Consider the following 15,211-nt stretch of genomic DNA (forward strand, 5'->3'; position numbering starts at 1 on the left):
ATTTGATTGATTTTAAATGCATAGTATGTAAATAGATACTATGCTACTAATAGGTGTGTACTTGTAAAAAACGATGTTATCATGTAATATTATACCGTTAGAAGCACATTATGGAAATTATGAATATACAAAATAGGGGTGAACACCAATGGAATTAATTAAAGTAAACCAAGCAAAGTGTATTAAATGTGGAATTTGTACGAAAGTATGCCCACCAAAAGTTTTGGGTATGGGAGAAAATGGTCCTGTAGCAATTGAGCCACAAGCATGTATAGCCTGTGGGCAGTGTGTTGCCATATGCCCTCACAGTGCAATTGACAATATCAAAACACCTTTAAATAACCAGACCGATCTAAAAAAGTTCCCGGTTGTAAATGAAGAAACTGCTAAACAGTTTCTTAGGTCTCGTCGATCAATTCGCTGTTACAAAGACATGGCCGTGCAACGAGAACAATTAATTAAATTAGTTAATATTGCACGTTTTGCACCTACCGCCAGTAACCAGCAAGGAATATCATATATAATTGTAGAAGATAAAAAAATACTGAAAAAAGCTACTGAGGTTGTCATAGAATGGATGGAAGCACAAATTGAAAATCCTTTGCACCACTGGAGTTTTCCTTATCATGTTCGTGATTACAGAGAAACTGGGATAGATAAAGTATTACGTGATGCTCCAAATCTAATTTTAGCAATGGCTCCAAAAGAAATTAGAAACGGTAGAGAAAATACGATTTTTTCCTTTGCCTACATGGAACTGTTTGCAACTACCCTTGGGTTAGGCAGTTGTTGGGCCGGACTCTTTGAAATGTGTGCGTTTGATAATTATTATCCGTTGATGGAATTGTTTAACATTCCAACAAATAAAGTATTAACAGGTGCAGTTATGGTTGGGTATCCCCAATATGGTTATAAGCGACTGGTAGATCGTAACCCATTAGATGTTACTTGGATTTAACGACAGTTTTCATAGTTAGGTCATAATCGTATAATAAGGTTGATTAAAAATAGTTTTTAGGAGTGGAATATTAATGTTTATTTTAGTATTGAAGTATATAAAGCCACTTGAGGAAGTTGAAAAAGAATTAAAACCACATATAAAACATTTAGAGAAATATTATTCATTACAAAAGTTTATTTGTTCAGGCAGAAGAAATCCGAGGGTAGGTGGAGTAATTCTTTGTAATGCAAAGAATAGGGAAGAAGTTAAAACAATAATTAAAGAAGATCCATTTTATATTAATAAAATTGCCGAATACGAAATAATTGAGTTTTCGCCTACAAAATATGCTGAGGGGTTTGAACATTTCATAAGTGAATAATCTTCTTATTATGCAAATCAAAAAATATTATAACATATCCATTTAATATTATGGGGAATATTTGGAAAAAGCTACACCTAGTCTTGAAGATATGCCTCTAAAAGGCGATACTGTAGTTGGTAATGATGTATGGATTGGACAAAATGTTACCGTAATGCCTTGTGTACATATAGGAGATGGTGCCATTATTGCAGCTAATTCTGTAGTAACAAAAGATATTCCACCATATCATATTCTAGGGGCGAATCCGTGTAAACAGTGTCATTCAGTTACGACCAACCTTTAACAGTTATAGGTCGCCAATCGGTAAAATCACTTGGTTTAATAACATTTCAGAAGGAAAGTCTCCCACTTCTATAAGTGGGGGTTACATGCCATAACAAATAGAAAACTTCAGTGGGAGTATAAATCTCCTTCCGAAGTCATTAATATTGCATCTCCGCAATAGCAACTGTAATTAATTATATAATTTATTCAATATTAGTGTTTAGTTTTTTTCTAAGGAGAGTGAAGTTAGATTTAAATTTGAAATACTAATTAAACAAGGATTATGAACCTTGATAGCAGCTATTAACTTAGAGGGGATTTCAAAATTATATTCATAATGGAGGGGTACCAAAATGGAAATTATCCAATTAAAGCTTAGTGTGACTAATTGCTTTTTAATAAAAACTGATAACAAATATATTTTAATTGATACAGGATATGAATATGATTGGGATTTATTCTGTAAAAGATTAAAATCAGTTGGTATTAGATTATCTGATATTAGTCATATTATACTAACGCATCATCATGATGATCATTGTGGATTGTTAAATAGAATATTGAAAGAAAATAGTAGTGTTCAAGTAGTAATGTCTTATCTTGCAAAAGATTTATTGTTAAAGGGAGAAAATGATCTAACACATGGTGGTGGACTCATAAACAAACGCATAAAACAATTGGTTTCCCTTAAGCAGATATATATTGGGATACATTTAAAAAGAATTATAGACAAAAAAAGCAATCTTAAATTTCCACCCTATAAGGTACGAGTAAATGATATTCTTGTTAAAGAAGAAATAAGGCTCAAAGATATTGGAATTAATTTAAACGGGAAAATACTGAAAACACCTGGACACACTATAGATTCTATTTCAGTATTGTTTGATAACGGTGATTGTATAGTAGGAGATGCCGCTGCTAATATGCTCAAATTTGCTGGAACAAAGTATTGTGTAATATTTATTTGCAATATTGATGAATATTATGAGAGTTGGAGAAAAATAATTTCTGAAAATTGCCAGAGAATATTCCCAGCACATGGGAACCCATTTTCAGTTGAAAAACTAAAAATAAATATAGGGAAGAACCAGAAAAAGGACATGGTTATGAAAAATTAGAAGTACAAAATAATCATTGATTTTGTGCCAGAGATTAAGATAAAGCAACAAAACATTAATGAGTAGAATTAATTTGCAAATTAAAATCAGCGACTCAATATGGATTTTTCACATCAAGTCGCCGGAATGATTTAATCTTCATAGGTGGGGGGATTTCATATAAAAGGATTCTCTAATAAAATTTAAGCTTTAACTAACACACCACCTTTAAGTCTAAGTATAACGTCTGACTGGGATGCTACTTCACTAGAGTGCGTAACTACTATAACACACTTATTTTCTCTATGAGCAAGTGATTTAAATATAGTTACTATATCACTTGCGATATCAGCATCAAGATTTCCAGTTGGCTCATCTGCAATTATCAAATCTCCTTCCGAGGAAAGAGCGCGTGCTATTGCTACTCTCTGCTGCTGTCCACCACTTAGCTTTAATACGTTTCTATGGGCTTCATCTTTTGTTAAACCCATCTTTTCTAGTAAATCATAAGCTTTTTGTTCTTTATTTTCTATTTTGTTCTTCGTTATTTCCATTGCTGTTAAAACATTCTGTAGAGCTGACATATAAGGTATCAAATTGTAGGATTGAAATACTATACCAATATATTTATTTCTATAATTAGTAAGCCCTATATTTGTTATATTCTTTTTTTCATATAATATCTCTCCAGCTTTGGATGTATCTAAACCACTAGCTAAAGCAAGAAATGTAGTTTTTCCTGAACCAGAAGAGCCAAGTATTGTGTAAAAATTTCCTTTTTCGAACTTGAAGCCTATTTGTTTTAAAATCGTTGTTTTTTTTGACCCATCCTGATAATGATAACTCACATTTTTAAATTCTAAAATTGTATTCATTTTTATAAAGCCTCCTTAATCATTTCTAGATAATATGGTTTTTGGATTAAATCGAAGTATTGAAACTGCTGAACCCGATGTTGCTAAAATCACTATGATGAATCCCATTAGATATAATTTTTGTAAATCCTTTGAACTCACGCTAACATCTATTTTGTCTATAGCATCAGTATCAGCATCAGTCTTTAGTCCACCACTCATTCCCATCGTCACTGACCCGGATTGTGATTTTGATTCTGTTTTTTCCTTTTCATTTGCCTTTATTTCATTTTGTAATAAAGTATTACCTACTTTCTGCGATACCTTATTACCGGTAAATGTAGCTATACTAAAAGCTATGGTAGCAACAATTATTAGTTCTAATAATAATTGACCAATAATTCTAAATCTACTTTCTCCTAGAGACATCAATACACCAATTTCATATCTTCTGTCTTTAAGTGATAAAGTTATTAAAAGTGATAAAATTACTGTACCAGCAATGGCGACTATAATAACTATGGTTTTTGAAAATGAGCCAACACTTTCAATAGGTGCCATCATCTTTTTATACAGCGAATCTTGTGCATCTATTTTGAGATCATCTAGTGCTATACCCGAATTTTTTACATCTGTTTTAAAATTTTCAATGTTTATAGGATCATCCAAGAAATAAGTAGCTTTTTGAATAGTACCTTTAGATGAAGAATCACCTAAGGATGATGCTACAGAAATAGGTGTATATATTTTATTAGAAGGATTCATAGAGCTATATTTATCCATAAAATCAGCCATCCTAGGATCAGATTTAGTTTCATCAGCTGTATATAACCCTACAATTTCTAAGTCTAAAGTTTCTTCTCCGTGTTGAGCTTTTATTTTTATTTTATCTCCAAGCTTTAAATTATTTGCATCTGCTAGTTTTTTATTTAGCATTGTTACATTTTTTCCTTCATCGCTACTTGTTAAATTTCGTCCTTCAACCAGTTTACTTTTTCTTTCAGTAAAATCAGGATGAAGATCTGAATATAAAGTACCTTCCAATGATAAATCAGGAATAGACGTACCTTCAGGCAATGCATCCTTAGTGTCATCTTTTTTCGCTTTAACAGGTTTAAAGTTCTCTGCCATAACATTTGTTGCCTGTAAATAATTATATGATTTAACATGCTCTAAGGATTTTAGTTTATCTATATCCTTAATATGTAGCTTACGTAGATCATCTGCTGATTTTTGAGAAGTTGCCTTTTCATAATTAGGAGTAATATCTACAGACCCTCCAAGTTTTTGTCTAGTAAGATCACCAACTTTAGAAGTAGCTGATTGTACAGCTAATCCAGCTAGCACCATATTAGCTATAACACAAAACATCAGAATTAATAGTACAGTTTTATTTATCCTTTTAGTAACACTTAGTATTGCTCTTTTAATAAAATTCATTTGTTACCCTCCTTCTTTTCCCTATCTTTCTTATGTTATTATAGTTTTTAATTATATAGTTAAGGTGAAGTTAAAATGTTTTTAACATGAATATCGCCTGTATCTGATAGTGAGATCCCCCCAACCTCTTAGGCTGGGGGGATTTCATATAAAAGGATTCTCTAATAAAATTTAAGCTTTAACTAACACACCACCTTTAAGTCTAAGTATAACGTCTGACTGAGAGGCTACTTCACTAGAGTGCGTAACTACTATAACACACTTATTTTCTCTATGAGCAAGTGATTTAAATATAGTTACTATATCACTTGCGATATCAGCATCAAGATTTCCAGTTGGCTCATCTGCAATTATTAAATCTCCTTCTGAGGAAAGAGCGCGTGCTATTGCTACTCTCTGCTGCTGTCCACCACTTAGCTTTAATACGTTTCTATGGGCTTCATCTTTTGTTAAGCCCATTTTTTCTAGTAAATCATAAGCTTTTTGTTTTTTATTTTCTATTTTGTTCTTTGTTATTTCCATTGCTGTTAAAACATTCTGTAGAGCTGACATATAAGGTATTAAATTGTAGGATTGAAATACTATACCAATATATTTATTTCTATAATTAGTAAGCCCTATATTTGTTATATTCTTTTTTTCATATAATATCTCTCCAGCTTTGGATGTATCTAATCCACTAGCTAAAGCAAGAAATGTAGTTTTTCCTGAACCAGAGGAGCCAAGTATTGTATAAAAATTTCCTTTTTCGAACTTAAAACCTATTTGTTTTAAAATCGTTGTTTTTTTTGAACCATCCTGATAATGATAACTCACATTTTTAAATTCTAATATTGTATTCATTTTTATACAACCTCCCTAATCATTTCTAGATAATATGGTTTTTGGATTAAATCGAAGTATTGAAACTGCTGAACCTGATGTTGCTAAAATCACTATAATGAATCCCATTAGATATAATTTTTGTAAATCTTTTGAACTCACGCTAACATCCATGTTGTCTATAGTATCAATATCATCATTCTGTGATGGATGAGCCGACATCTCAAATGGGTTGCGAGAGGAAACAGATTGTGAGTTTGCATCTTTATCTTTATTTGCAGTTATTTCATTTTGTAATAAAGTATTACCCATTGTCTGTGATACCTTATTACCGGTAAATGTAGCTATGCTAAAAGCTATGGTAGCAACAATTATTAATTCTAATAATAATTGACCAATAATTCTAAATCTACTTTCTCCTAGAGACATCAATACACCAATTTCATATCTTCTGCCCTTAAGTGATAAGTTTATTAAAAGTGATAAAATTACTGTACCAGCAATGGCGACTATAATAACTATGGTTTTTGAAAATGATCCAACATTTTCAATAGGTGTCATCAGCTTTTTATACAACGAATCTTGTGCATCTATTTTGAAATCATCTAGTGCTATGCCAGAATTTTTTATAGCCTTTTTAAAATTTTCCATGTGTATAGGATCATCCAAGAAATAAGTAGCTACTTTAAAAGTATCTTTAGATGAAAAATCCATTAAAGATGCTACAGAATTAGGTGTATATATTGTATTAGAAGGATTCATAAAAGGAAATGCATCCATAATAGGAGTATGTTCAGTTCCATCATCTGTAAATAAACCTACAATTTCTAAGTCTAAGGTTTCTTTTCCTTCTCTATCTTTTATTTTTATTTTATCTCCAAGTTTTAAATTGTTTGCATCTGCTAGTTTTTTATTTATCATTGTTACATTTTTTCCTTCATCGCTACTTTTTAAATGTCGTCCTTCAATCAGTTTACTTTTTCCTTCAGTAAAAGCGGGATAAAGATTTGAAAATAAAGCGCCATCTATTGATAAATCTGGTATCTTTTGTTCTTCACCATCTTCACCTTGTTTCATACTCATACTCATACCTCCCTGTTGGCCAGGCTCAACCTCATTTTTATTTTCCTCTTTAACAGGTTTAAAGTTCTCTGCCATAGCAATTGAGTTCGTTAAATAATTATATGATTTAACATGTTCTAAGGATTTTAGTTTATCCATATCCTTCATATTTAGCCTAGGAATATCACTTGAATTTTTAGCACGAATCTTTTCCTGATCAAGTTCAATAGATACAGACCCTCCAAGTTTTTGTCTAGCAAGAACAGCAACTTTAGCAGTAGCTGATTGTATAGCTAATCCAGCTAGCACCATATTAGCTATAACACAAAACATCACAATTAATAGTACAGTTTTACTTTTCCTTTTAGTAACACTTAGTATTGCTCTTTTAATAAAATTCATTTGTTACCCTCCTTCTTTTTCTTATCTTTCTTATGTTATTATAGTTTTTAATTATGTAGTTAAGGTGAAGTTAAAATGTTTTTACCGTGAATGAAGTAGGTGAAAGTCATAAATTGGTGCTAACATGCCGGGCGCAAAAAAACAGAAGCTTAATTGCTTCTGTTAAAGATAATTTTAAAACAAACTCCCGACTGAGTATTGTTAAATTTATATTCTAAAGCATGGGCCTCTAGTATTTTTTTTACTATATATAACCCTAACCCGCTGCCACCAGTACTCCTGCTTCGAGATTTTTCTATGCGATAAAAAGGGTTAAAGATCTTTTCGAATTCCGCTTCGTCTATATGTACACCTTCATTTTCAACAGTTAATACTATTAGATAATTATCCTCATATAAATTTATAAGAACCTTCTCATTTCTTTCTGTATGTGTGATGGAGTTATTAATAATATTAGCTATGGCCTTTTTAATTAGTTTTTCATCTCCCTGAAAACATAGTTCTTCAGCTATTTTTGTATTTAAACTTATATCCTTTTGACTTATAAGATAGCTGAGTTTTTCAAGACAATTGCTAATCAGATAGGATAGATTTATTTCAGTGTATTGTGGTTTAAACCCATGAGTTTCTAATTTTGAAATTTCAAGTATTTCTCTAACCATTGATTCCATATCATCCAAAACTACTAAGGATCTATTCATATATTTATCTCTGTCCTTATAAACTCCTATATTTCCAAGCATACCTTCAAGTTGACCTTTGATTATTGTAATAGGAGTTTTTAATTCATGTGAAATTGTAGCAGTAAACTCTCTTCTTTTCCTTTCGATTTCCCGTTCTTTTTCAATATCACCCAAAAGCTTTAAATTAGTGTTTTTAAGTTCATCCATTGTATGCTGCAAATTGGATGCTAACTCATTTAAGCTTAATGCAATTTCTCCAATTTCATCCTCACTATTTACCTCACAGCTTTTTTCAAAATCTAAAGCTGCCAATTGTATAGCATTCTTATTTATTTCAACTAAGGGCTTAGTAATTTTCTTTGAATATATAAAGGAACCTACCACTGATATAATAATGACTACAATTCCAATTAAGGGCACTAAATTTAATAAAACCTTTGAAGCTTCATCTATAGGCTGCAAGGGAATGATAACATTTATAGTGTAGCTTTCATTATCTTCTGAAAATTTTATCTGTTTTGGAACAAGACTGATAACTTCTTTAGACATGGTTGAAGTTACACTACCCCGCAGTAATGTTTTGTCTGGAAGTGGTAAGGAGTCTTTTGGTATATCAGTATCTTGAGATATACCAAAAGATATAATATTTAAAGGTGGATATATTATATTTCCTTTCATATCTTGTACATTCAAACTAACAGTATATTTTAAATTAAATTCATCAAAATATTTCTTTGATTCTTCCATTGAAAGGCTTTGTACAGTGCTAGCTAATTTCGTTAGTCCAGTTTCTACATTGTTTCGTTTATAATTATAGTAATAAATTGGTAACATAAAGTATATTATTAAATATATGCATATGGCTGATGCTATTAGCAATATAGATGTGATTGTAAAGATTTTAAATGTAATACTTTTTTTCATTTTATTTTTCAAGTTTATAGCCAACACCTCTAATCGTCTTAATATAATCAACCTTTAGCTTGCACCTTAGGTTTTTAATGTGAGTATCAATAACCCTAGCATCACCATAAAAGTCATATCCCCAAAGTTGGTTCAATATTATCTCTCTTGTTAAAATTCTACCTTTATTTTCAATAAATATCTTTAGAATTTCAAATTCTTTAGATGTAAGTTCTATATCTTTTCCACCAACCCAAACCTTAAAGCAGGTAGTATCAATTAGAATATCTTCGAAGCTAAGTTTTAACTCTTCGTCTTGAGCATTTATTCTTCTAATTACAGCTTCCACTCTTTTAATTAAAAGATTAACTGAAAAAGGTTTGGTTATATAATCATCTATCTCTAATTCGAAACCTTTTATTTGATCTTCTTCCTCTTCTAAAGCAGTTAGCATTATAATTGGAATTTTAGATGTTTTTCTAATAATTTCACATACAACAAAGCCATCAATCTTAGGAAGCATTATATCTAGAAGCACTAAATCAAACTTACTTGAATTAAATATATCAATACCTTTTAATCCATCTTCAGCTACTTCAACAACATATCCACTTGCACACAAAAATTCACGTATAATTTCTTGTATATCTATATCGTCTTCAATTACAAGTATTTTTTCATTCATATATACACCTCTTCCGTTAATTATAAAGTATGAGTGTGAGTTTTGTGTGAAGTTAAAGCATTTAATTTAGAATTATCTGATTATATTATACAATTTTTATTACCTTTCTTAGTATTTTATATTAGTTAGTTAAATATGTAATATTGCTAAAATTTAAAAATAAGTAGTCAATAGTTTAGTTTGTTTATCAAAATAATGAATGTAAATAAAATTAAAAGAAATTGCTTATTTGAATATAAAAGATAAGCATAAGGCTGTGTTTAAGCCTTATGCTTCCTCTATTAGTAAAATACACAATATTCGGTTAATTATTCGCAATTCTTCTGATAAGGTTCCTTTTAAAGTTTTTTAATTTACTTATATCATGATTTAAAGCATATAAACCAATGGTAGAGAATGCTATGCAAGCACCAAAGCAGAAACCCACAATAATACAGGGCAAATGAATGAAATGTCCTATGAAACATATGATGAAACCAAAAAAGCTAGCAATGATTAAATACTTATTATAATTTCCTCTCTTCATACTGAATCTACCTCCTAAAATTTATTTCTGTAATATACTTTTAAGAATCCTTTTACGAGTGACATAAAAATTAGAACACCAAGTAAAGTGACAAAAACCATTTGATTAAAGAATCCAGCCATAATTGCGGTAGTTGCAATTACGCCTAAGGAAAAGTTAAAACCTACGCCACCAATTTTATTTCTAATAAGTGTCGTTCTTTCATCATGTTCAACTATATACAGTTTCTTTAATTTATCTTCGTTTTTCAATGATTTTCCATATTTCATAATGTACATTACCATGACAAATTGCAAAAATATGAAGATACCTAATTGGAACCCATGTATAAAATCAGTAATAGGTTCATTAATTATTGCTGTCATATTTTCCGAGATTCCAATTAATGTGATAAAGGCAGCTGCCAACACATTAAATCCTAACATAAGTCCTATTTTTTTCTTTATTACTTTTCGATATTCTTCCATTTTATAATTCCCCCACTTCTGAAAAATTAAAAACTTCTTCAATTTTCAAATTGAAATATTTTGATATTTTGTATGCAAGGACAAGTGATGCTGTATATTTTTCGCACTCTAGGGATGTGATTGTCTGCCTTGTAACACCAACTGCTAATGCTAGTTCTTCTTGAGATAATTTATGTTTTTTTCGTAGTTCCTGAATACATGTTTTCATCTCATCTCTCCTTTGCAATGTTAGCTTTGCATTTTAAGCATAGTGTACTTTGCATTAAATGTCAAGCATGCTTTGCAAAAAAACAAAAAATATTTCCAACAGAGTAAAGAGATGTGAGAATATATGTAGTCGCTATTTGTGCGATAAGTGGTTCTAAAGGATTGAAAAGTTGTAAAAAACAATAGAGATTAAAGAATAATTTGTAGTTAAATTAGTTCGTATGTCTCATAAATAATGCATTAACAGCTACGATAATATAATTTGCATGGGGGTGCTAAGGTTGAGACAAGTTAATAAAAAAATAGGGATAGGTTCAATTTCTTTATTGTTATATGTTATGGGAATATTATTTGCTTCTTCTTTTGAAGATAAGGTATGCTATGGAGACAATATATTAAAATTTATAGGATTAATCCCATGGTCTAATGGTAATAGTGGAACGCATTATACAGCATTCTATTCTTTATTATTTTTTATACCATCAGTTATTGTGGGCTATATTTCAGTAGGTATAGAATCAATTCAAGTACCAGTACGGTTAACTGGCGAGAGTATAGGGATAGATTTAGGAATTAAGGATTTAGCTATATGCTCAAATAAAGAGGAATCATATAAAAATTAATAAAAGTCAAAAAGATAAGAAAGTAGAAAAAAAATTACGTAGATTGCAACGTAAGGTGTCTAATAAATACCAACTAAATAAAAAAGGAGGAAGTTACGTTAAAACAAGCAATATTATAAAACTTGAAAAGAATATTATAAAGTTACATAAGAGTCTTGATAATATTAGAACTGATTATAGACACAAAATAACTACTGTGTACCCTAAGATATTAGGGAAATTTAAGACTTTGGAGTGTTATAGCAAACGAAAGTAGTATCCTTTGGGACTATGAAATCGGACACGATGAATGAGGAAGTAAATATAAACTTATATAATGTTGTTATAGAGTTTTATAAAGTTTACGTAACGGATTGTACAATGAATTTTAAATTAGAGAATTTGACTGAGGATTATGCAAAACAAATATGTAATTGGAAATACGAGGGTAAATATTCTATATATAATTTTCCAGAATGGGATGTTATTCTTAGGCAAAATTGGGGTATTGCAATAGAGTCAAAAAGGCAAAATGAGTTTGGTTCTGTTATTAATGAATTTGGTAGTTTATGTGGCTACATTAGATTTATAAATAATAATGACTATGTTTTGATTGGGGTTGGCTTAAAACCATCTTTATGTGGACAAGGATTTGGTGATAATTTTATGGAGTTATTAAAAAATGAATGTAAGAGTAGATATGGCAATAAAAAAATTATTTTAGAAGTTCGCTCTTTTAACGAAAGGGCAATTAAATGTTATAACAAGGCGGGTTTTAAGACTGTTGATACTTATAGTAAAGACACACTAATAGGATATGGTGAATTTGTTAAGATGGAGTTTTCTTATTAGTTCTATTCATTTATAACGAATCAATAAAATGGGTTCATTAACTAGAATAGAATGTTCCTAAGTTGTTTGACGAAATTTTTTTTTACATAAACTAAGATTCTATAAAACTCAATGGTTGCTATCTACCATAGATAAATTTGTGTTTATGCGCAAAAAAAGTATATATTACGTAAAATGCATTGAAGTAGTTCTTAGCGAAGAGAATGCATCTGTAGTAATATATACTTTTTTAAGTTTATTGGACTCCTAAATAATCTCTATCTAAGGTCATTATGGCATTATAATTTGGGTAGCATTTTTTTAGTTCTTTATTGATTTCATCTTCTAGGTTAAGTCCATCAACATCTGTAAAGCTTGGGTTAAAATCAATTACAGCATCAAAAATAAGATTTTTATGTTCGCCCTCGCCTACAATTCTAAAGTCATGAATTGATTTTATTATAGAAAAAGACTTTAATACATCTAAAAGTTCCAAACGAGAGGCATTAACATCTTCATCATCTGTATTTATAGGGTCCATGTGAATAACTAGATAAATGTTAAATTCTTCAGAAATTTCTTTTTCAGCTGTGTCGATAATTTCGTGAATTTTAACTATAGAAATATCACAAGGAACTTCAGCGTGAATAGAACCCATACATCTACCTGGACCATAGTTATGGATAACTAAATCATGGGCACCGGTAATATGATCATAGGTAAGCAGTTTTTCCTTAAGGCCGTTTACTAAATCCTTATCAGGAGCTTCACCAAGAAGCGGGTTCATAGTTTCGCGAATAAGCTTGTAGCCAGCATATATTATGATAAAGGATACAAGGATTCCTATGTATCCATCTATGGGAAGGTCGATCCAAATAGACAGAAGTAGTGATAGTGCAACGCAGCTTGAACTAACAACATCACTTAATGCATCAGTTGAAGAGGCTTCAAGGGCTGAAGATTTTATAGCCTTGCCCATGGTCTTATTAAATCCACTAATCCAAAGTTTAAATCCTATAGAGGCTAATATTAATACAAAGGGTATAAGTTTGAATATTACTTTTGAGGGATGAATTACTCTATCAAAAGAGGTTTTAATAAATTCAAAACCTACTAGTATTACTAAAAAGGAAACTATAAGTCCGGAAATATATTCAAGCCTTCCGTGACCAAATGGATGCTCCTTGTCTGGTGGCTTACTAGCTAGTTTAAAACCTAGAATTGTAATAACAGAAGAAGCAACGTCTGAAAGATTATTAAAGGCATCTGCAGTAATTGCTATACTATTTGATATTATTCCTATAATTAGTTTTGTAGTAAAAAGAACTAAGTTCACTATAATTCCAACTAAGCCGCCTAGGTAACCATAAGCTTCTCTTACTTTTTTATTATTAACATCCTCCGAATTTTTTACGAATTTTGAAATTAAAAATTTTGATAACATATTTTTCACCTCTGATTATATAGTATAATTTAAAAAGTTAATTTTAAACATATATTCGATAATTAATTATAGCATTTATTTGGATTTTATAGAAATTTTATTAAAAAAATTGTTATAATAGAGAAGGGGATAAGCAAAGTAATTATGTGCTTTAACACTCATTGGAGGAATATATATGAATAAGGAATTAGAATTTGCCCAAAATCTTATTGATTTTATTTATGATAGTCCAACATCTTATCATGCTGTAGCAAAGGTTAAAGAAGATTTATGTAAAGAAGGCTTTGTGGAAATTAAAGAAGAAGAAAAGTGGAACCTTAAAAAAAGCGGGAAATATTTTGTGACTAAAAATGACTCCGCACTAATTGCGTTTGTAGTTGGAAAGGGAGAAATCGAAGAAAATGGCTTTAAAATTATTGGCGCTCATACAGATTCGCCTACATTTAGAATTAAACCAGCACCAGAAATGGTAGTAGATAATACGTATGTAAGATTAAACACAGAGGTTTATGGCGGACCTATATTAAATACTTGGATGGATAGGCCTCTTGCAATAGCTGGACGGGTAACTTTGCGAGACAAAAATATTCTATATCCAGAAACTAAGTTAGTAAATATTAAAAAGCCTATAATGATAATTCCTAATTTAGCTATTCATATGAATAGAGAAATAAACACTGGAATTGAACTAAATAAGCAAAAGGATACATTGCCACTACTTTCAATGGTGAGCAACGAATTAGAAAAAGATAATTATCTTATGAGTGCCATTGCAAAGGAATTATCTGTAGATCATAAACAAATTATAGATTTTGATTTATTCCTTTATGAATACGAAAAGGGTTCAATTATCGGGTTAAACAATGAATTTATATCAAGCTCAAGATTAGATGATTTAGCAATGGTACATGCAGGAATAAGAGCACTAGCTATAGCGCCAGCCGCAGAGGCAACAAATGTAATGGTTTGTTTTGATAATGAAGAAGTAGGAAGCTCAACAAAGCAAGGTGCGGACTCAAATATGCTAGTTAATATATTAGAGCGTATTACAATATCTTTAGATAAAAATCGTGAGGATTTTTTAAGATCAATTTCTAAATCTTTTATGATATCAGCGGATAATGCACATGCTGTTCATCCTAATAGTCCAGAAAAGAATGACCCAACAAATAAGCCTTATATGAACAAAGGCCCAGTTATAAAAATTAATGCTAATCAAAACTACACAACTGATAGTAACTCTGATGCAGTTTATGAATTAGTTTGTGAAAAAGCAGGGGTGCCGGTGCAAAAATTTGTTAATCGTTCTGATGCACGTGGTGGGTCAACTATAGGACCAATATCTTCAACTCATTTAAATATACGCTCGGTAGATATAGGAAGCCCAACTCTAGCTATGCATTCTATAAGAGAACTAGGCGGAGTAATAGACCATACTTATGTTACGAAATCATTTGAAGAATTTTATAAAATTTAATAAAAAGATAACTTAAGCACATTTAAAAAGAACTCACAATGTTTCATTGTGAGTTTTTTTTGTTGTTTTTGCTAATAATTAAACAATTAGTTGGAGATAATAATTTCAACTAGGTCTAAA

At 30.5% G+C, this 15,211-nt stretch carries 16 protein-coding genes and 1 pseudogene; 7 read left to right on the forward strand and 10 right to left on the reverse strand.

Translation table 11 applies throughout. From position 1 onward, the window contains the following. Positions 1-148: 148 nt before the first annotated feature. From ACWJKE_RS16275 to ACWJKE_RS16290, 4 genes and pseudogenes are all read left to right on the forward strand, one after another. Positions 149-958: a nitroreductase family protein gene (locus tag ACWJKE_RS16275; protein ID WP_216301838.1), complete on the forward strand. Its 810-nt coding sequence runs from the start codon at positions 149-151 to the stop codon at positions 956-958. 73 nt (positions 959-1,031) lie between these two features. Beyond that, complete coding sequence (locus tag ACWJKE_RS16280; RefSeq protein WP_216301839.1) at positions 1,032-1,322, forward strand: YciI family protein; 291 nt, start codon at positions 1,032-1,034, stop codon at positions 1,320-1,322. 26 nt (positions 1,323-1,348) lie between these two features. Then, positions 1,349-1,578: pseudogene (locus ACWJKE_RS16285) on the forward strand (DapH/DapD/GlmU-related protein); the annotation flags it as partial. Positions 1,579-1,942: 364 nt separating this feature from the next. Next, positions 1,943-2,707: an MBL fold metallo-hydrolase gene (locus ACWJKE_RS16290; protein WP_462959020.1), complete on the forward strand. Its 765-nt coding sequence runs from the start codon at positions 1,943-1,945 to the stop codon at positions 2,705-2,707. Positions 2,708-2,889: 182 nt separating this feature from the next. Here the strand turns inward: ACWJKE_RS16290 and ACWJKE_RS16295 are convergent, their stop codons facing one another. The 9 genes from ACWJKE_RS16295 to ACWJKE_RS16335 all read right to left on the reverse strand — a co-directional run bounded on the left by ACWJKE_RS16295 (position 2,890) and on the right by ACWJKE_RS16335 (position 10,738). Beyond that, positions 2,890-3,561: an ABC transporter ATP-binding protein gene (locus tag ACWJKE_RS16295; protein ID WP_216301841.1), complete on the reverse strand. Its 672-nt coding sequence runs from the start codon at positions 3,559-3,561 to the stop codon at positions 2,890-2,892. Between the two features lie 15 nt (positions 3,562-3,576). Further along, a complete protein-coding gene (locus ACWJKE_RS16300; RefSeq protein WP_216301842.1) occupies positions 3,577-4,980 on the reverse strand; it encodes an ABC transporter permease in 1,404 nt (467 codons plus the stop codon). A gap of 171 nt (positions 4,981-5,151) precedes the next feature. Then, entirely contained in the window at positions 5,152-5,823 is a 672-nt protein-coding gene (locus ACWJKE_RS16305; protein WP_220286114.1) for an ABC transporter ATP-binding protein, read from the reverse strand. Positions 5,824-5,838: 15 nt separating this feature from the next. Continuing rightward, on the reverse strand, positions 5,839-7,266 hold the full coding sequence (locus ACWJKE_RS16310; protein ID WP_216301844.1) for an ABC transporter permease: 1,428 nt from the start codon (positions 7,264-7,266) through the stop codon (positions 5,839-5,841). A gap of 149 nt (positions 7,267-7,415) precedes the next feature. Then, positions 7,416-8,873, reverse strand: coding sequence for a sensor histidine kinase (locus ACWJKE_RS16315; protein ID WP_462953604.1), 1,458 nt, complete (start codon positions 8,871-8,873; stop codon positions 7,416-7,418). Position 8,874: 1 nt separating this feature from the next. Further along, positions 8,875-9,537, reverse strand: a complete 663-nt coding sequence (locus ACWJKE_RS16320) for a response regulator transcription factor (RefSeq protein ID WP_216301846.1) — start codon at positions 9,535-9,537, stop codon at positions 8,875-8,877. 304 nt (positions 9,538-9,841) lie between these two features. Continuing rightward, a complete protein-coding gene (locus tag ACWJKE_RS16325; RefSeq protein ID WP_216301847.1) occupies positions 9,842-10,063 on the reverse strand; it encodes a hypothetical protein in 222 nt (73 codons plus the stop codon). 14 nt (positions 10,064-10,077) lie between these two features. Then, a complete protein-coding gene (locus tag ACWJKE_RS16330) occupies positions 10,078-10,530 on the reverse strand; it encodes a hypothetical protein (protein WP_462959021.1) in 453 nt (150 codons plus the stop codon). 1 nt (position 10,531) lies between these two features. Further along, a complete protein-coding gene (locus ACWJKE_RS16335; protein WP_216301849.1) occupies positions 10,532-10,738 on the reverse strand; it encodes a helix-turn-helix transcriptional regulator in 207 nt (68 codons plus the stop codon). A gap of 280 nt (positions 10,739-11,018) precedes the next feature. Between ACWJKE_RS16335 and ACWJKE_RS16340 the strand changes: the two genes are divergently transcribed. Both ACWJKE_RS16340 and ACWJKE_RS16345 read left to right on the forward strand, forming a co-directional pair. Next, complete coding sequence (locus tag ACWJKE_RS16340; RefSeq protein ID WP_216301850.1) at positions 11,019-11,360, forward strand: hypothetical protein; 342 nt, start codon at positions 11,019-11,021, stop codon at positions 11,358-11,360. Positions 11,361-11,645: 285 nt separating this feature from the next. Further along, positions 11,646-12,191: a GNAT family N-acetyltransferase gene (locus ACWJKE_RS16345; protein ID WP_253198071.1), complete on the forward strand. Its 546-nt coding sequence runs from the start codon at positions 11,646-11,648 to the stop codon at positions 12,189-12,191. A gap of 235 nt (positions 12,192-12,426) precedes the next feature. Here the strand turns inward: ACWJKE_RS16345 and ACWJKE_RS16350 are convergent, their stop codons facing one another. Then, positions 12,427-13,614, reverse strand: a complete 1,188-nt coding sequence (locus tag ACWJKE_RS16350) for a cation diffusion facilitator family transporter (protein WP_220286111.1) — start codon at positions 13,612-13,614, stop codon at positions 12,427-12,429. A gap of 175 nt (positions 13,615-13,789) precedes the next feature. Here ACWJKE_RS16350 and ACWJKE_RS16355 point away from each other — a divergent pair, with 175 nt between their 5' ends. Continuing rightward, positions 13,790-15,091 carry a M18 family aminopeptidase gene (locus tag ACWJKE_RS16355; protein WP_216301852.1) on the forward strand — a complete coding sequence of 434 codons (1,302 nt, stop codon included), beginning with the start codon at positions 13,790-13,792 and terminating at the stop codon, positions 15,089-15,091. Positions 15,092-15,211 lie beyond the last annotated feature (120 nt).

The organism is Clostridium sp. CM036 (assembly GCF_055081135.1).